This window comes from Silicimonas algicola (assembly GCF_003970735.1).
In the GTDB taxonomy this organism is placed as follows: Bacteria; Pseudomonadota; Alphaproteobacteria; order Rhodobacterales; family Rhodobacteraceae; genus Silicimonas; species Silicimonas algicola.
This window is the reverse complement of sequence record NZ_CP034588.1, coordinates 4174236-4192290: the sequence shown is the minus strand read 5'-3', so window position 1 is coordinate 4192290 and position 18055 is coordinate 4174236. Positions and strand designations below refer to the sequence as shown.

Below are 18055 nucleotides of genomic sequence, written 5' to 3'. Positions count from 1 at the left end.
TGAACCAAGGTCAGCAGGGCTGACCCGATCAATGAAGAAGACATGAACGGAATGGCCGGAGTGCTGAAAGGACATTGCCTGTGCGGCGCCGTGACGATCACGGCGACGGCGCATGAGCATTCCGCCAGCGCGTGCCACTGTTCGATGTGCCGGCGGTGGACCGGCGGTCCCCAGTGGGGGTTCGATGCGCCCGACGAGGCGGTGACGGTCATTGGCGAGGTCCGCACCTACCGTTCTACGAGTTTCTCCGAGCGGGCCTTCTGTCCGGTCTGCGGTTCGCACCTGTGGCTGCGCGACGACGGCGGCCCATACGAGTTCGTTCCAGGAATTTTCGAGGGTGCGCGCGACATGCCCTTGGTGCGCGAGGTCTATGCCGACCGCGCTTTTGCCTGCGCCCAACTTTCGGGGGATCATGAGCGCGTCACCAAGGCCGAGTACGAGGCCGGGAAACCGCATGTGGAGGGTGGGGCATGAGCGCGCGGACAGGTGGATGTCTTTGCGGTGCGGTGCGTTTTGAAGCGACCGAGGTGCCGGAGACCTTCGGCGCCTGCCATTGCGAGATGTGTCGGCGCTGGACAGGGTCGGCGCTGCTGGGCGTGACGGTGCCGCTCGAGTCGGTGACCTGGGAGGGTGCGGACAGCATCGGGCGGCTGCAAAGCTCGGACTGGGCCGAGCGCGCCTTCTGTTCGCGCTGCGGCTCGCCGCTGTATTACCACGTCACGGCCGAAGGGCCGATGGCCGAGAACCTCGAGATGCCCATTGGCCTGTTCGACGACCCGTCGGGGTTCGTGTTCACCAACGAGATCTATATCGACAACAAGCCGGACAGCTTTGCCTATGCCGGCGACCGTACCCGCCTGACCCGCAAGGAGACACTTGCGAAGTTCGGGATCGCAGAGGGAGACCTGCAATGACCAAGTTCGACGCAGACTGGGCCGCCGCCGAAAAGGCGAAGCGTGCATGGATGGCGGAAAACAGTCTCTATTCCGAGGATACCGAGCATTCGTCCTGCGGCGTGGGGCTGATCGTGTCGATCGATGGGTCGAAGTCCCGGAAGGTGGTCGAGAACGGGATCGACGCGCTGAAGGCGGTCTGGCACCGGGGTGCTGTCGATGCCGACGGCAAGACCGGGGACGGCGCAGGCATCCATGTGCAGATCCCGGTTCCGTTCTTTTATGACCAGGTCGAGCGCACCGGGCACCAGCCTCGGCCGAAAGAGCTTCTGGCGGTGGGGCAGGTGTTCCTGCCGCGGACGGACTTCGGGGCGCAGGAGACCTGCCGCACGATCGTCGAGACCGAGATCCTGCGGATGGGATACTACATCTATGGCTGGCGGCATGTGCCGGTGGACATCAGCGTGCTGGGCGAGAAGGCCAACGCGACGCGGCCCGAGATCGAGCAGATCCTGATCTCCAACTCGAAGGGCGTCGACGAGGAGACCTTCGAGCGCGAACTTTACGTCATCCGGCGGCGGATCGAGAAGGCGGCGGCGGCGGCCCAGGTGCCGACGCTGTACCTGTGTTCGCTGTCGTGCCGGTCGATCATCTACAAGGGCATGATGCTGGCCGAGCAGGTGGCCGTCTTCTATCCCGACCTGATGGACGAGCGCTTCGAGAGCGCCTTCGCGATCTATCACCAGCGCTATTCGACCAACACCTTCCCGCAATGGTGGCTGGCGCAGCCGTTCCGGATGCTGGCGCACAACGGCGAGATCAACACGCTGAAGGGCAACACCAACTGGATGAAGAGCCACGAGATCCGGATGGCGTCGTCGACGTTCGGGGAGCTGGCCGAGGACATCAAGCCGATCATCGCGAACGGGGCGTCGGATTCGGCGGCGCTGGACGCGGTGTTCGAGGTGCTGGTGCGGGCGGGGCGGAACGCTCCGATGGCGAAGACGATGCTGGTGCCCGAGGCCTGGTCGAAGCAGGCGACCGAGCTGCCCGAGCCGTGGCGCGACATGTACAACTATTGCAATGCGGTCATGGAGCCGTGGGACGGTCCGGCGGCCCTGGCGATGACCGACGGGCGCTGGGTCTGCGCGGGGCTCGACCGGAACGGGCTGAGGCCGATGCGGTATACCGTGACGGGTGACGGTCTTCTGATCGCCGGGTCCGAGACGGGAATGGTCCCGGTCGAGGAGTCGAGCGTGATCGAGAAGGGCGCGCTGGGGCCCGGACAGATGATCGCCGTCGACATGGTCGCGGGCAAGCTGTTCCACGACGTCGAGATCAAGGATGCGCTGGCGGCGAGCCAGCCCTTCGGCGAATGGGTCGGCAAGATCGCCGAGCTGGACGTCGAGCTGTCGGGGCTGACCGAGGCGCCGATGTTCGAGGGCGAGGCGCTGCGGCAGCGGCAGATCGCGTCGGGCTATACGGTCGAGGAGCTGGAGCAGATCCTGGCGCCGATGGCCGAGGACGGAAAGGAGACGCTGGCCTCGATGGGCGACGACACGCCCTCGGCGGTGCTGTCGAATAAGTACCGGCCGCTGAGCCATTTCTTCCGGCAGAACTTCAGCCAGGTGACGAACCCGCCCATCGACTCGCTCCGCGAGTACCGGGTGATGAGCCTCAAGACGCGCTTCGGGAACCTGAAGAACGTGCTGGACCAGGATTCGAGCCAGACCGAGATCATCGTGCTGGACAGTCCCTTCGTGGCGAACGTCCAGTACGGGCGGCTGTGCGAGCTGTTCAAGTCCGAGATGGTCGAGATCGACTGCACCTTCCCGGCGGACGGCGGCAACGGCGCGCTTCAGGCCGCGCTGACGCGGGTGCGGAGCGAGGCCGAGGACGCGGTGCGGTCGGGGGCGGGTCACATCGTGCTGACCGACCACCATCAGGACGCCGACAAGATCGCGATGCCGATGATCCTGGCGACGAGCGCGGTGCATTCGTGGCTGACGCGGAAGGGCCTGCGGACGTTCTGCTCGCTCAACGTGCGGTCGGCGGAATGCATCGATCCGCATTACTTCGCGGTGCTGGTCGGCTGTGGCGCGACCATCGTGAACGCCTATCTCGCCGAGGATTCCATCGCGGACCGCATCCGGCGCGGGCTGATCGAGGGGTCGCTGACCGAGGCCGTGGCGCGCTATCGCGCGGCCATCGACGCGGGTCTTCTCAAGATCATGTCCAAGATGGGGATCTCGGTGATCTCGTCCTATCGGGGCGGGCTGAACTTCGAGGCCGTGGGGCTGTCGCGCGCCATGGTCAACGAGTATTTCCCCGGAATGCACAGCCGGATCAGCGGCATCGGCATCCTGGGCATCCAGAAGAAGGCCGAGGAGGTTCACGCCTTGGGCTTCTCGGGGTCTTCGGTCCTGCCCATCGGCGGGTTCTACAAGGCGCGGACCACCGGCGAGACGCACGCCTGGGAAGCGACGTCGATGCACATGCTTCAGGCGGCGTGCAGCAAGGCGTCCTATGCCATGTGGCAGCAATACACCGCGAAGATGCACGCGATGCCGCCCATCCACCTGCGCGACCTTCTGGCGATCAAGCCGATGGGCAAGCCGGTGCCGATCGAGGAGGTGGAGAGCATCACCTCGATCCGGAAGCGGTTCGTGACGCCGGGGATGTCGCTGGGGGCCTTGTCGCCCGAGGCGCACAAGACGCTGAACGTGGCGATGAACCGGATCGGAGCGAAGTCGGATTCGGGCGAGGGCGGCGAGGATCCGGCGCACTTCCTGCCGGAATCGAACGGCGACAACCCGTCGGCGAAGATCAAGCAGGTGGCCTCGGGCCGCTTTGGCGTGACGGCCGAGTACCTGAACCAGTGCGAAGAGCTGGAGATCAAGGTTGCGCAGGGCGCCAAGCCCGGCGAGGGCGGGCAATTGCCCGGCATGAAGGTGACGGAACTGATCGCGCGGCTGCGGCACTCGACGCCGGGCGTGACGCTCATCAGCCCGCCGCCGCACCACGACATCTATTCCATCGAGGACCTGGCGCAGCTGATCTACGACCTCAAGCAGATCAACCCGCGCTGCAAGGTCTGCGTGAAGCTGGTGGCGTCCTCGGGCGTCGGCACCATCGCGGCGGGCGTGGCGAAGGCCAAGGCCGACGTCATCCTGATCTCGGGCCACAACGGTGGCACGGGCGCGTCGCCCGCGACCTCGATCAAGTATGCGGGCCTGCCGTGGGAGATGGGGCTGACCGAGGCGCATCAGGTCCTGGCGATGAACAATCTGCGGGAGCGGGTGACGCTGAGGACCGACGGCGGCCTTCGGACGGGCCGCGACATCGTCATGGCGGCGATGATGGGGGCCGAGGAATACGGCATCGGCACCGCCGCGCTGATCGCGATGGGCTGCATCATGGTACGCCAGTGCCAGTCGAACACCTGCCCGGTGGGGGTCTGCACGCAGGACGAACGCCTGCGGGCCAAGTTCACCGGCAACGCCGACAAGGTAGTGAACCTCATCACCTTCTATGCGCAGGAGGTTCGCGACATCCTTGCCTCGATCGGGGCGCGGTCGCTGGGCGAGGTGATCGGACGCGCGGACCTGTTGAGCCAGGTCAGCCGGGGGTCGGCGCATCTGGACGACCTGGACCTGAACCCGCTTCTGATCACGGTCGATGGGGCGCATGCGATCCGCTATGACCGCGACAAGCCGCGGAACCCGGTGCTGGACACGCTGGACGCCGAGATCGTCAAGGACGCCGCGCGCTTCCTCGACGACGGCGAGAAGATGCAGCTTTCGTATGCGGTGCGGAACACGCATCGGACCATCGGCACGCGGACCTCGTCGCACATCGTCAAACGTTTCGGGATGAAGAACAACCTGCAGCGCGACCACCTGACGGTGAAGCTTCAGGGTTCGGCCGGCCAGTCGCTGGGCGCCTTTGCGGCGCCGGGTCTGCGGCTGGAGGTGTCGGGCGACGCCAACGACTATGTCGGCAAGGGTCTGTCGGGCGGCACCATCGTGGTGCGTCCGCCGATGGCCTCGCCGCTTGTCGCGGACGAGAACGTCATCATCGGCAACACCGTGCTTTACGGCGCGACGGACGGCTATCTTTTCGCCGCCGGCCGGGCGGGCGAGCGTTTCGCGGTCCGGAACTCGGGCGCGAAGGTGGTGGTCGAGGGCTGCGGGTCGAACGGCTGCGAGTACATGACGGGCGGTGTGGCGGTGATCCTTGGCCGGATCGGGGCGAACTTCGGCGCAGGGATGACGGGCGGCATGGCCTATCTCTATGACCCCGAGGGCGCGACGCGGGCGGTCATCAACATGGAGACAGTGGTGATGATCCCGGTGCAGGAGGGGCATTACATGCAGGAGCTCGAGGAGCTTCTGGAGATGCACCTGGCCGAGACCGGCAGCCGGAAGGCCGCGACGCTGTTGCAGAACTGGGAGGAGGAGAAGGGCTTCTTCCTCCAGATCGTGCCGAAGGAAATGCTGAACAAGCTGGCGGTTCCGGTGGACGTGAAGCGGGCGATTCCCGCGGAATAGGGACTGTTCCGGGTCTGACGCCGGGTTTCAGGTGACAGGGTCATGGCGCGGCGGCATTGTCCGCGCCATGACTGCTTACCCGCACCTTCTGTCGCCGCTCGATCTAGGCCACGTCGTCCTGCCGAACCGCGTCCTCATGGGCTCGATGCACACGGGGCTGGAGGAGCTGGGGGATTTCGACCGGGTCGCGGCCTATTACGCGCGGCGGGCCGAGGGCGGCGTCGCGCTGATGGTGACGGGGGGCATGTCGCCGAACCGCGAGGGGGGCGTGCTGCCGGGGGCGGCGGGGCTGTTCTCGGATAGGGACATCGCGAACCATGCGCGCGTGACAGAGGCCGTTCACGACGCGGGCGGGCGGATCGCGATGCAGATCCTTCACGCCGGGCGTTACGCCTATTCGCCGGAGTGCGTGGCGCCTTCGGCGATCAAGTCGCCGATTTCGCCCTTCGTCCCGCGCGAGCTGGACGAGGCGGGGATCGAACAGCAGGTCGCGGACATCGTGACGGCCGCCGTGCAGGCGCGCGAGGCGGGCTATGATGGCGTCGAGGTGATGGGGTCGGAAGGGTACTTCCTGAACCAGTTCCTGGTGACCCACACCAACCGGCGCGAGGATCGCTGGGGCGGGCCCTACGAGAACCGGATGCGGCTGCCGGTCGAAGTGGTGCGGCGGGTGCGCGAGGCGGTGGGACGGGACTTCATCCTGATCTATCGCATCAGCCTGATCGACCTCGTGCCCGACGGCTCGACCTTCGAAGAGGTGGTGATGCTGGCGCAGGCGGTCGAGGCGGCGGGGGCGTCGATCCTGAACACGGGCATCGGCTGGCACGAGGCGCGGATCCCGACCATCGCCACCAGTGTGCCGCGCCGGGCCTTCGCCTGGGTGACGCAGAAGCTGATGGGTCAGGTGGGCATACCGCTCATCACGTCGAACCGGATCAACACGCCCGAGGTGGCCGAAGCCGTGCTGGCCGAGGGCTGCGCCGACATGGTGTCGATGGCGCGGCCGTTCCTTGCGGATCCTGATTTCGTGAAGAAGGCGGCGGCGGGTCGGGCGCGGACCATCGCGCCCTGCATCGCGTGCAACCAGGCCTGCCTGGATCATACGTTCGAGCTGAAGGTGGCGACGTGCCTCGTGAACCCTCAGGCGGCGCACGAGACGGAGCTGGTCTATTTGCCTGCAACAGTGACGAAAACGGTGGCGGTGGTGGGGTCGGGTCCGGCCGGGCTGTCGGCGGCGCTGGTGGCGGCGCTGAGGGGTCATCGGGTCACGCTGTTCGACCGCGCCGAGTGGATCGGCGGGCAGTTGAACCTGGCCAAGGCGGTGCCGGGGAAAGAGGAGTTCCACGGGCTGATCGACTGGTTCGGGACGATGCTCGAGGAACGGGGCGTCGATGTGCGGCTGGGTGTCGAGGCCGGTGTCGATATGCTGCGCGGCTTTGACGAGGTGATCGTGGCCACGGGTGTCCATCCGCGCGATCCAGGCGTGCCGGTCGCGGGCGGGCATGTGGTGAGTTACGTCGACGTCCTGACCGGGCGCGAGGTTGCGGGAAAGCGTGTCGCCGTGCTGGGCGCCGGTGGCATCGGGTTCGACGTGGCCGAGTTTCTGACCACGGGGGAGAGCCCGACGCTCGACCTGCCGGAGTGGATGCGGGAATGGGGCGTGACCGACCCCGAGGCGCACCGGTCGGGGCTGGCGCCCGAGGGACCGCAGCCCGCGCGCAGTCCGCGCGAGGTGGTGCTGCTCCAACGGAAGGCCGAGAGGCCCGGCAAGCGTCTGGGCAAGACGACGGGATGGATTCACCGGGCGTCGTTGCAGATGAAGGGCGTTCGGATGCTGAGCGGCGTCGCCTACGACAAGATCGACGCAGACGGGCTGCATATCCGGCGGCAGGACGGGACGACCGAAGTCGTGGCGTGCGACACGGTCGTGCTTTGCGCCGGACAGGTCAGCGAGAGACGCCTTGCGGAGGCGCTGGAGGCGGAGGGCATCGCAACCCATGTCATCGGAGGCGCGGATGTCGCGGCGGAGCTGGACGCCAAGCGGGCGATCGACCAGGGCAGCCGTCTGGCGGCTCGAATCTAGCTGTGGACCGGCGCGCGACCCATGCTAGAGAAGAGCCAAGGGGTTGAGCGCGAACGCCCCGTGAGGCCGAGGCCCAAGTTCGCTTCCTAGACATCCCGCCCCTGTCGGCGGGACAGGGAGGTTCAGAGGGCCATGCCGTCACTTCAGGAAATCTCGCCGACGCAACTGTCGCGTCTGATCGGAACGCCGGAAGCTCCGGTGCTTCTGGACCTGCGCGTCGACGAGGACTATGCCGCCGATCCCCGGATGGTGCCGGGATCTGTCCGTCAGGATTATCGTGCAGCAATCGGCATCGCGCCGGGCACGCGCGTCGTGACGATCTGTCACCGGGGCCGCAAGATCTCGCAGGGGGTCGCGGCGCAGCTTCGGGCCGAGGGTGTCGCCGCCGAGGTCCTGGAAGGCGGGTTCGTCGCCTGGGCCGAGGCCGGGTTGCTTACGGTCACGGATGTGCCAGCCCCGCGCAGCCTTTGGGTGACGCGGCAGCGGCCAAAGATCGACCGCATCGCCTGTCCCTGGCTGATCCGGCGTTTTATCGACCGCGAGGCGCGGTTTCTGTTCGTGCCGTCCCAGGACGTGACCGAGGTCGCCGCGCGGTTCGGGGCCGAGGCCTTCGATGTCGAGGGCGTGCGTTACAGCCACCGGGGCGAGGCCTGCACCTTCGACACGCTTCTGGAAGAGTTCGGGCTGAGGTCGAATGCGTTGGACCGGCTGGCACTGGTGGTGCGGGCGGCAGACACGGATCGACACGATCTTGCGCCTCAGGCAGCGGGGCTTCTGGCGCTGTCGGTGGGGCTTTCCCGCTTGTATAGTGACGATATCGCGCAGCTCGAGGCCGGCATGGGGATGTACGACGCGCTGTACCGCTGGGCGCGGGACGGGTTCGAGGAAGGCCATGACTGGCCGGCAGGGAGGCCGCAATGACGCCCGCGCCGAGCCTCGGCGAGGCGGTACGGGTCTGGTCGCGGATCGGGGTGCTGTCCTTCGGCGGGCCTGCTGCGCAGATCGCGCTGATGCACCGCGAAGTGGTCGAGGAGAAGGGCTGGCTGAGCGAGAGCCAGTTCCTGAGCGCGCTCTCCTTCTGCATGCTTCTGCCGGGACCGGAGGCGATGCAGCTTGCGACCTATTCGGGCTGGCGCCTTCACGGCACATTGGGCGGTCTGGCGGCGGGCCTTCTGTTTGTCCTTCCCGGCGCGGTCGTCATCCTTGCGCTATCGGGGGTCTACCTGGCGTGGGGGACCGTGCCGATGGTGCAGGCGGCGTTCCTGGGCATCAAGGCTGCGGTGCTCGTCATCGTGCTGGAGGCGCTGCTGCGCGTGGCCCGCAAGGGGCTGAAGGAACGCGCGCACTGGGTGGCGGCGGCGCTGTCGTTCGTGGCGCTGTTCGTCTTCGCGCTGCCGTTTCCGCTTTTGATCCTTGCCGCAGGCCTGTGGGGCTATGCCTCGACGCGAGGCGGTGCGGCCGAGGTGGCGGGGCCGGCAGGCGTTCCCCTTGGCCAGACGGCGCGCACGGTGGCGATCTGGGGCGCGATCTGGGTGGCGCCGCTGATCCTGGTGGAGGTTACGGGAGGACCTGCGATCCTGACCGAGATCGGCGTCTTCTTCTCGACGCTCGCCACGGTGACCTTCGGCGGGGCCTATGCCGTGCTGGCCTACATGGCGCAGGATGCCGTGGCGGCGAAGGGCTGGCTGTCGGCGGCCGAGATGGTCGACGGGCTGGGGCTGGCCGAGACGACACCGGGTCCGCTGATCCTCGTGACCGAGTTCGTGGGGATCCTTGCGGCGGCGCGCGAGGGGGGCGGAATCGACCCTGTCATGGGACTTGCGGGGGCCGCGATGACGCTTTGGGTGACCTTCGCGCCGTGCTTCCTGTGGATCTTCGCAGGCGCGCCATACGTCGAGTGGCTGACAGCCCAGCGGCGGCTCAAGGGCGCGCTGGATGCGATCACCGCTGCCGTGGTCGGGGTCATTCTCAACCTCTCGGTCTGGTTCGCGCTGCATGTCCTGTTCCGCGAGGTGACGCGGGTCGGCTGGGATCACTTGGGCGTGTGGTTGCCTGACTTCGGAACGGTCGAGCCGGTCGCCGTCGCTCTGACGGGCGTAGCGGCGATCCTGTTGTTGAAGCTCAGGGCCGGGATACCCCTGACTTTGGCGGTCTGCGCGGGTCTGGGGATGTTGGGCGGTTGATTGCCTCTGCGCATGGGTTGTAGGGATGAGGTGAGCTTTCCTCATGGAGACACACCTTGGATTACGCCCTTGTTCGCACCTTTCTGGATGTCGCCGCGACCGGCAGTTTCGTTCGGGCCGCCGCGCGGCTGCAGGTCACGCAGTCGGCGGTAAGCCTGCGCATCCGACGGCTTGAGGAGTCGCTGGGACGCCCGTTGTTCACCCGGTCGAAGGCGGGGGCCGAAATGACCGCGGCCGGGCGCGAGTTCGAGCGCTATGCGCTGTCGATGATCCGGGTGTGGGAGGAGGCGCGGCAGCAGGTCGCGATCCCCGAGGGATTTTCCGAACGCCTGACGATCGGGGCGGAGTCCTCGCTTTGGCCCCGACTGGGATTTCGCTGGATCGACGCGTTGCGCGCGGCTCGTCCGACGTTGAGCATCCGGGCCGAGCTTGGCGGGCCGGACCGGCTGACGCGGTTCCTGATCGAGGGCATGGCGGATGCGGCACTGACATACACGCCGCAGCAGAGGCCGGGCCTTACCGTCATCAAGGCGATGAACGACGAGCTGGTCATGGTCGCGTCCTGGGCCGGAGCCTCGCGGGAGGATGGACTCCTCGGGGAGCGATATGTCTTTGTCGACTGGGGTCCGGAGTTTCTGCAGGCGCATGCGGTGGGCCTGCCCGAATTGACAAACCCCGGACTGACGCTGTCGCTGGGAACGCTGGCGGCGGAGTTCATTATGAACCGAGCCTTCGCGGGATACCTGCCGGCGCGCTACGTCAAGCGCTTCATCGACGAGGGCGCGCTGCACCTTGTCGCCGGGACTCCGACCTTCCGTTTCCCGATCTGGGCGGTGTTTCGCCAGGAAATCCCGGACGACCTGATGCGGGTCGCGGCTCACACTCTTGTGAGCGCAGGTGAAGCACTGGAGTCGGAACAGGCCCCTCTCATGGCTGTTTGTCAGATGTGAACTTTCACGCGCCTCATGTGTTGGGTGGAATCCGGCCTGAAATACATAAGTGATAATCATGTCACGGTCGTATGTTTTGAGTTTTCCTTACGCATCACCCCGCCCTATCTGAGGTTGAGGCTACATCGCTTCCGTCCATTTTCGGACGGCCACCAGACAGACAGGATGGATTACCATGACCCATAAAACCGTCATCGCCGCATCGTTGATGGCGCTGCTCGCCGCCGCTCCGGCCATCGGACAGAGCGCTATCGTCGGCATCGAAGACCTCGACGACCGTATCGACGACATTCAGGAAGACGTCAGCGACGAGTTCGCCGAAGCCGAAGATGCCAACCGTTTCGGCAACAACCAGTACGCCCAGGGCTGGGATGGCAGCGTATCGCTCGGCCTTTCGGCCACCTCGGGCAACACCGACACCGGCGACTTGTCGTTCGGCGGCCGGTTCCGCTATGGCAGCGGTCCCTGGAACCACACGCTGGGCTTCGCGGGTGAATTTTCCGAGGACGATGGCATCCGCAACAAGGAAGAGGTCTTCGCGACCTACGACGCGAACCGGTATTTCACCGACCGCTTCTACATGTTCGGCCTGGGCTCGATCCGCTACGACGACTTCGCGTCGAACCGGTATGACGCCTTCCTGGGCTTTGGCCCTGGTTACCGGATCGTGAACACCGATCAGATGACGTGGCGGATCCAGGCCGGTCCGGGTGCTCGCTACATCGAGGACCAGCTCGGCGACGACACGACCGAGGTCGCAGGCATCGCGTCGTCGCGGTTCTATTACAAGTTCAGCGAGACCACGTTCCTGACCAACGACACGGACATCCTGGTGTCGGACGAGAATACCGCCGCGACCAACGACCTGGGCGTCAACTTCAAGATGTCCGATCGCCTCGCCACGCGCTTCTCGTACCGCACGGAATACGACAGCGATCCGCTGCCGGGCCTCGAGAGCACCGACAACACCCTCGGTGTGTCGCTGGTCTACGGCTTCTAACCAACGAACCCTCGTGTGTAATTGGTGGGTTGTTATCCCTTATGGGGGCGGAGAGATCCGCCCCCTTTTTCTTGCGTGATGCTGCCAACTTGCCCGTGGGATCGAAGCGCAGGCGCCCCTGACGCACGTGGTTCCCGGCGCCGTCCTCGTCTACATCCGTAAAACAATCCCGATAATACCGGGTAATTGTCGGGGTCTTTCCCCATTCTCGCCCGAATTGACCTGCAGAAGGAACGGGCCTTGGGGGCAAAAGATACAAGGGTATGAAACCTGATGGACCGTCTGACGGAAATGGAAGCGTTCGCAACCGTCGTGGATCAGGGTGGGTTCACCGATGCCGCCAAGAAGATGGGGATCTCGAAGTCCGCGGTGTCGAAACATGTCTCGTCTCTGGAAGCGCGCCTTGGTGCGCGGCTTCTGAATCGGACCACGCGCCGCGTGTCGCCGACCGAGATCGGACTGGCCTACTATGATCGCGCGCGACGCGTGCTGAACGATGCCGGCGAGGCGGATGCGCTGGTCACCTCGATGCAGTCGGCGCCTTCGGGGCTGCTGCGTATCTCGGTCGCGACCGACTTCGGCGTGAACCACCTGTCGCCGGTGCTTGGCGAATTCCTTCAGGAATTCCCGGATATCACCGTGAACATGGTGCTGAACAACCGCTATGTCGAACTGATCAGCGAGGGCTTCGACCTTGCGATCCGGATCGGCGAGCTTGAAGATTCGACCCTGCGTGCGCGCAAGCTGTGCGAGACGAACCGCAGGATGATCGCGGCGCCCTCCTACTTCGACAAGTACGGGCGGCCGCAGAAGATCGACGACCTGAACGAACACAAGCTGCTGCATTATTCGAACAACTCGTCCGGCAACGTCTGGAAGCTGACGGCGCCCTCGGGTGAAAAGCGCCAGGTGCGGACTGCCGGTTGGCTGACGGTGAACGACGGGCAGTCGCTCTTGAACGCCGCGATCGCCGGGCTTGGGATCGCCTACCTGCCGTCCTTCCTTTATGCCGACGCGATGGAACACAAGCTGATCGAGGAAGCCATTCCCGATCTGCCGGTCGAGACGCAGGGCATCTTCGCGGTCTATCCGCCGGGACGCTTCACCCAGCCCAAGGTCCGCGCCTTCATCGACTTCCTCGTCCATGCCTTCGCCGAGAAGGGACCGGACAAGTGGTGACGGTCTGACCGTACCAGAACGACTTTTCCCCCGACTGACTGCCCTTGTGAACTGGGGCGCCCTTGCGGCGCCCCACTTTTCATTGCTCGAGGGACAGGAGCACGACTTCAACCCGCCGGTTCGCGGCGCGCCCCTCGGCGGTGAGATTGGATGACAGCGGCGCCAGATACCCCGCGCCCGCCGCCTGCACCTGCGTCGCATCGGTGCCGTATCGCTGCCTCAGACGGTCGGCGACGGCCTCGGCGCGGCGTTGCGACAGCGAGGTATTCGCGGCGAGTGAACCCACGGCATCGGTGTGGCCCACGAGGACGATGCGGGCCGAAGGATTGGCGTCGAGCCAGTCGGCGAGTGCGGTGAGCGAGGCATAGGCCTCGTCGTCCAGCGTGGCCGCACCCGTGCCGAACTGGAGGTCCGCGAGGACGGCGCGGCCGGTGCTCGTCATGGTCTCGAGGATGTCCGGAACGTCACTGATATTGGGACTTTCGGCTAGTTCGACTTCGGTCTCGGGTGGCATGGGATCGACGGCGATGTCGCGAAGCTCGCTGTCCGACACCTCGGTGACATGGACGAAGCCGGTACGCCCTGCCGAGGAGGCAACCATCGCCACGCTGTGCGGGTCACCGCCGGGTTTGCGCATGAGGATGTAGCGATAGTCGCCCAGATCGACGTGCATGTCGGGCTCGCCGATCAGGTCAAGCTGGAAACGGAAATCGAAGCCGCCGCACTGGGCGTCGGCGCAGGAGAAGACCTGGGTGTAGCCGTCCTGCCCGAGCGCGTCCCGCATGGGGGCGATGAGCTGAAGGGTCGTGAACCCTGCTTCGGGAACGACGAAGACCGACCGGCGAATGGCGCCCTCGGTCGCAGGGACTGCGGCGCCGGGCGCCCAGGGCGCCTCGGGCAGGCGGACGGTGCCGGCGGGCGTGGAGTCGGTCGCGGTCATCGAGGCGGAGGGCAGGTCGAGTTCGGCCGCGAAGGCGGGCCACGCGCAGAGGAGTGCCGTCACGACTGCCGCGCGGATCACGGCCCGACCCCTGGCGCGAGGCGATAATGATAGGTGGCGGCCTCTGTCATGCCAAGGCCGCGATAAAGTGCGTTGGCGCCTTCGTTCGCTCGGGTAACGGCCAGGGCCAGCCATTCGGCCCCGTTGTCGGCGGCCCACTGCGAGGCCGCCTTCATGGCGCGTCGCGCGACGCCGCTCCGCCGTTCGGAGGGGACGACTTCGAGCGCGTGGATCATGGCGATGGCGCCGTCGGCGGCCACGAATGCGACGCCCGCGGGCGTGTCCTTGTGGCGGGCGAGAAGGGCGCAGCGAGGGCCAGCGGCGCGCTCCATCACGGCGATCCGGCTAGGGCCGATGCCGGCCATCTGCCAGAGATCGCGCTGAATGGCGAGCATGGGCCAGGTCGGCACGATGGCGGTCATCGGCTGGGGATCGGCAAGGGCTGCGACGGGGAAGAGGTACATGACGACGGGATCGACGACGGAGTATTCCCGCGCATCCAGCCAGTGGTCGAGGTCGGCATCCTGTTGACGGATCATGAAGAGGGGTTGCTGACCGAGGGTGGTCATTCCGGCCTCGGCGGTCGCGATATCTGTCTCTGTTACGGGGATATTCGCGGTGGCGGCCGAGACGCGCTTGCCGCCACCCCGGCCCTCGCGCAGCGTCCAGGGTCCGTCCGTTATGAGCCGGGCGGGGGGCCAGGTGGCATCCAGGGCCGCGAAGAGGCGCCGGGAGTCGGGGGTCATGCGGCGACGCCGGGGAAGAGGCGGCGCAGATCGGCCTCGGCAGCGGCGAGGCGGTCGCCGTCGGTGCCCCGGATCACGATGTTGGTGCCGTATCGACCGTCGCGCTGGAACGGGTAGGAGCCGAAAGCGAGGTCGTCAAAGCGGGCGGCGAGATCGCCCAGCGGCGCCGCGACGTCGCCTTCGCCGCGGTCGATGCGGACGGTGACCGAGCGCAGGGGCTCGCCGCCGGTGAGTGTCGGCAGAAGGCTTGCGACCATGGCGGTGAAGATCGACGGCACGCCCGCCATGACGTGGACGTTGCCGAGCGAGAATCCGGGCGCCACGGAGACCGGGTTGTCGATCAGCGTCGCGCCGTCGGGAATGCGGGCCATGCGCATCCGCGCGGCAGTGAACTCCAGTCCCTGCCGGTCGTAGTGGGCGGCGAGGAGCGCTCGCGCGTCCTCGCGCACGTCGATCCGGGCCGCCATCGCCTCGGCCACGCAGTCGGCGGTGATGTCGTCGTGCGTCGGGCCGATCCCGCCCGAGGTGAAGACGTGGTCGAAGGCCGCGGACAGGGCGCGCAGGGCGGCGACGATGGCGGGCCGGTCGTCGGCCACGACGCGCACCTCGCGCAGGTCTATGCCGACCTCGGTCAGGCGGCCCGCAAGGTGGTGCATGTTTGCGTCGCGGGTGCGGCCGGACAGGATTTCGTCTCCGATCACCAGCATGGCGGCGGTGGGATTGGCCATTGTCGTTCCTTGTCCCCTTTGACCTGTGGGTATAGGGCCCGGGCCATGCGCTTTCAAACGGCTTTGGTCCCGGCGCGGCCTGCGCGCGCGTCCTTGAGGCGTCGTCCTGTGTGATGGGCCCAAGGCTGTCGATGCTGGCACTTTTCGCCTGAACGGCCTATATGCCGTTTGAAGGAAAGGAACGACCCGTGGACGATCACAGAGACGGCCGTCTGACGAAAGACGGCATCCGCATCTACGAGGCGGACGCCTTTGCGGGGATGACCCGCGCGGGTGCCCTCGCTGCGCGCATCCTCGACGATGTGGCGGACATGATCGAACCGGGCGTCACCACGGCCGAGATCAACGCCGCCATCGAACGGATGGTCAACGAGGCGGGCGCGACAAGCGCCACCATCGGATACAAGGGTTACGAGCACGCGAGCTGCATCAGCGTGAACCATGTCGTCTGCCACGGCATCCCCGGCGGCAAGATCCCCGGCCGCTCGAGCGACGCGCTGAAGGATGGCGATATCCTGAATGTGGACGTGACGGTGATCGTCGACGGCTGGTTCGGCGACACCAGCCGGATGTACGTCGCGGGCAAGCTGAAGCCTTTCGCCGAGCGGCTGATCCAGGTGACCTACGACGCGCTGATGGTGGGGGTCGAGGCGGTGAAGCCGGGCAACACCTTCGGCGATATCGGCCATGCCATCCAGACCTATGTCGAGGCCCACAAGATGAGCGTGGTGCGCGATTTCTGCGGCCACGGGCTGGGGCGGGTGTTCCATGCGCCGCCGAACGTGCTGCATTATGGGCGCCCGGGCACGGGGGCCACGCTGGAGCCGGGGATGATCTTCACCATCGAACCGATGGTGAACCTCGGTCGGCCCGAGACGCGGGTGCTGGCCGACGACTGGACCGCCATCACGCGGGACAAGTCGCTGTCGGCGCAGTTCGAGCATTCGGTCGGGGTGACGGACGACGGGGTCGAGATCTTTACCCTGTCGCCGGGCGGCCGCTTTCATCCGACCTGGGCCTGATCGCCCGCAATGACCCCCTTCCCGCAAAGGCGCGACGCGGTCCTGGCCGCGATGGCCGGGCGTCCCCTTGTCATGGGCATCCTGAACGTGACGCCGGACAGCTTTTCGGACGGCGGGCGGTTCGAGGGCTTCGACGAGGCCTTGGCCCAGGCGGCGCGGATGGAGGCCGAAGGGGCCGACATCCTGGACATCGGAGGCGAGTCGACGCGGCCCGGCTCGGACGCTGTCTCGGCTGACGAGGAAATGGCGCGGGTGATGCCGGTGGTCGAGGCGGTGGCGGCGCGGTCGAACGTGGCGGTGTCGATCGACACCTACAAGGCGTCGGTGGCGCGGGCGGCCGTGGCGGCGGGGGCGGTGATCGTCAACGACGTCTGGGGCTGTCAGCGCGACGCAGGCATGGCCGACGCGATGGCCGAGACGGGTGCGATCGTTGTCCTCATGTACAACCGTTTGGACGTCGATCCGGACAGGGACGTGATGGCGGACATGCGAATGTTCCTCGACCGGTCGATGGACCTGGCGACGCGGGCCGGCGTCTTGCCCGAGCGCATCCTGGTCGATCCGGGTATAGGTTTCGGCAAGACGCCCGCGCAAAGCCTGACCTGCCTCAACCGGCTGGATGAGCTCGGCGCGTGGTATGGGCGTCCGGTTCTGCTGGGTCTCTCGCGCAAGAAGTTCATCGGGCATGTTCTTGCCGCCGAGGTCGACGCGCGGCTGACGGGAACGCTGGTTGCGAATACGCTGGGCCTTGCGAAGGGCGCACGCGTCATCCGGGTTCACGATGTCGCCCCACATGTCGAGGCGGTCAGAATGGTGCAGGCGACGTTTCAGGAGGGCAGGGCATGAACGACACGATCTTCGTGACGAACCTCTGCATCGTCGGACGGCATGGCGTGAACGAGGAGGAGCGTATCCTCGGCCAGCGGTTCTTCCTCGACATCGAGGTGAAGACCGATGCCCGGCGAGCGTCCGAGCACGACGACTATCGCGAGGCGATCTGCTACGCGACGCTGTGCGAACTGGCGCAGACGGTGTCTGACAAAGGGCCTTACCGCCTGATCGAGACCTTCGCCGAGCGTGTCATCGCTGAAATCCTGGCGCGGTTCGACGCGGCGACGGCTGTCTTGGTGCGGATCCGGAAGCCGGGCGCACCCATCTCGGCAAGCTTCGATACCGTCGGCGTCGAGCTGACGCGGTTGCGGCAAAGGACGGTGGGATTCGCGCTGGGCAGCAACGTGGGCGAGAAGTCTTCGCAGATCCGGGCGGCTCTGGCGTTTCTCGAAGCGGTGGAGGGGATGGAGATCCAGAAGGTGTCGTCCTTCTACAAGACGGCGCCCTGGGGCAAGGAAGACCAGGATTGGTTCGTCAACGCCTGCGCGGTGGGGCAGACCAGCCTGACGCCGCACCAAGCGCTGCGGGCCGCGAAGGAGATAGAGGTCCAACTGGGCCGTACGCCGGGCGAGCGATGGGGTCCGCGCCTGATCGACGTGGACCTGCTGTTTCTGGGTGAGGAGGAGTTCGCTTCGCCCGCGCTGACGCTGCCGCATCCCGAGATGTTCAACCGCGCCTTCGTCATGGTGCCGCTGGCCGAGATCGCGGGCGATAGGAAAGTGGCGGGGCGCCGCATTGGCGATGTCACGGCCGGGTTGACGCTCGCGCCCGAAGAGGTCGAGCCTTACGCGGTGCCTTGACGCGGCGATGGGAGACGCCTAAAGGTTAGC

At 66.4% G+C, this 18055-nt stretch carries 15 protein-coding genes; 12 read left to right on the top strand and 3 right to left on the bottom strand.

Going from position 1 to position 18055, the window contains the following annotated elements; all coding sequences use genetic code 11:
- Positions 1–42: 42 nt before the first annotated feature.
- The 9 genes from EF888_RS20785 (at position 43) to EF888_RS20745 (ending at position 12838) form a co-directional block, all read left to right on the top strand.
- Positions 43–474 carry a GFA family protein gene (locus EF888_RS20785; protein WP_338143042.1) on the top strand — a complete coding sequence of 144 codons (432 nt, stop codon included), beginning with the start codon at positions 43–45 and terminating at the stop codon, positions 472–474.
- A complete protein-coding gene (locus tag EF888_RS20780; protein WP_109759121.1) occupies positions 471–914 on the top strand; it encodes a GFA family protein in 444 nt (147 codons plus the stop codon). Before EF888_RS20785 ends, EF888_RS20780 begins: the two co-directional genes overlap by 4 nt.
- The gene (gltB, locus tag EF888_RS20775) at positions 911–5443 is read left to right on the top strand and encodes a glutamate synthase large subunit (RefSeq protein ID WP_109759120.1); all 4533 of its coding nucleotides are present in this window, start codon (positions 911–913) and stop codon (positions 5441–5443) included. Before EF888_RS20780 ends, gltB begins: the two co-directional genes overlap by 4 nt.
- 67 nt (positions 5444–5510) lie before the next feature.
- Positions 5511–7526 carry an NADPH-dependent 2,4-dienoyl-CoA reductase gene (locus EF888_RS20770; RefSeq protein ID WP_109759119.1) on the top strand — a complete coding sequence of 672 codons (2016 nt, stop codon included), beginning with the start codon at positions 5511–5513 and terminating at the stop codon, positions 7524–7526.
- Between the two features lie 132 nt (positions 7527–7658).
- A complete protein-coding gene (locus EF888_RS20765) occupies positions 7659–8447 on the top strand; it encodes a chromate resistance protein ChrB domain-containing protein (RefSeq protein ID WP_109759118.1) in 789 nt (262 codons plus the stop codon).
- Positions 8444–9709 carry a chromate efflux transporter gene (gene chrA / locus EF888_RS20760; protein ID WP_109759117.1) on the top strand — a complete coding sequence of 422 codons (1266 nt, stop codon included), beginning with the start codon at positions 8444–8446 and terminating at the stop codon, positions 9707–9709. Before EF888_RS20765 ends, chrA begins: the two co-directional genes overlap by 4 nt.
- 56 nt (positions 9710–9765) lie before the next feature.
- The gene (locus EF888_RS20755) at positions 9766–10659 is read left to right on the top strand and encodes a LysR family transcriptional regulator (protein ID WP_109759116.1); all 894 of its coding nucleotides are present in this window, start codon (positions 9766–9768) and stop codon (positions 10657–10659) included.
- 175 nt (positions 10660–10834) lie between these two features.
- Positions 10835–11659: a DUF481 domain-containing protein gene (locus tag EF888_RS20750; RefSeq protein ID WP_109759115.1), complete on the top strand. Its 825-nt coding sequence runs from the start codon at positions 10835–10837 to the stop codon at positions 11657–11659.
- A gap of 273 nt (positions 11660–11932) precedes the next feature.
- The gene (locus tag EF888_RS20745) at positions 11933–12838 is read left to right on the top strand and encodes a LysR family transcriptional regulator (RefSeq protein WP_109759114.1); all 906 of its coding nucleotides are present in this window, start codon (positions 11933–11935) and stop codon (positions 12836–12838) included.
- Between the two features lie 79 nt (positions 12839–12917).
- Here the strand turns inward: EF888_RS20745 and EF888_RS20740 are convergent, their stop codons facing one another.
- The 3 genes from EF888_RS20740 to EF888_RS20730 are packed head-to-tail and all read right to left on the bottom strand — an operon-like array spanning position 12918 to position 15312.
- A complete protein-coding gene (locus EF888_RS20740) occupies positions 12918–13859 on the bottom strand; it encodes an OmpA family protein (protein ID WP_109759113.1) in 942 nt (313 codons plus the stop codon).
- Complete coding sequence (locus EF888_RS20735; protein WP_109759112.1) at positions 13856–14584, bottom strand: GNAT family N-acetyltransferase; 729 nt, start codon at positions 14582–14584, stop codon at positions 13856–13858. Before EF888_RS20735 ends, EF888_RS20740 begins: the two co-directional genes overlap by 4 nt.
- Positions 14581–15312 carry a competence/damage-inducible protein A gene (locus EF888_RS20730; RefSeq protein WP_109759111.1) on the bottom strand — a complete coding sequence of 244 codons (732 nt, stop codon included), beginning with the start codon at positions 15310–15312 and terminating at the stop codon, positions 14581–14583. The genes EF888_RS20735 and EF888_RS20730 overlap by 4 nt, the downstream gene beginning before the upstream one ends.
- A 188-nt stretch (positions 15313–15500) precedes the next feature.
- Between EF888_RS20730 and map the strand changes: the two genes are divergently transcribed.
- Genes map through folK form a run of 3 tightly spaced genes read left to right on the top strand, consistent with a single transcriptional unit; the run spans position 15501 to position 18025 of the window.
- The gene (map, locus tag EF888_RS20725; protein WP_109759110.1) at positions 15501–16334 is read left to right on the top strand and encodes a type I methionyl aminopeptidase; all 834 of its coding nucleotides are present in this window, start codon (positions 15501–15503) and stop codon (positions 16332–16334) included.
- Between the two features lie 9 nt (positions 16335–16343).
- A complete protein-coding gene (folP, locus tag EF888_RS20720; protein ID WP_109759109.1) occupies positions 16344–17180 on the top strand; it encodes a dihydropteroate synthase in 837 nt (278 codons plus the stop codon).
- A complete protein-coding gene (gene folK, locus EF888_RS20715) occupies positions 17177–18025 on the top strand; it encodes a 2-amino-4-hydroxy-6-hydroxymethyldihydropteridine diphosphokinase (protein ID WP_109759108.1) in 849 nt (282 codons plus the stop codon). The genes folP and folK overlap by 4 nt, the downstream gene beginning before the upstream one ends.
- Positions 18026–18055: the final 30 nt, after the last annotated feature.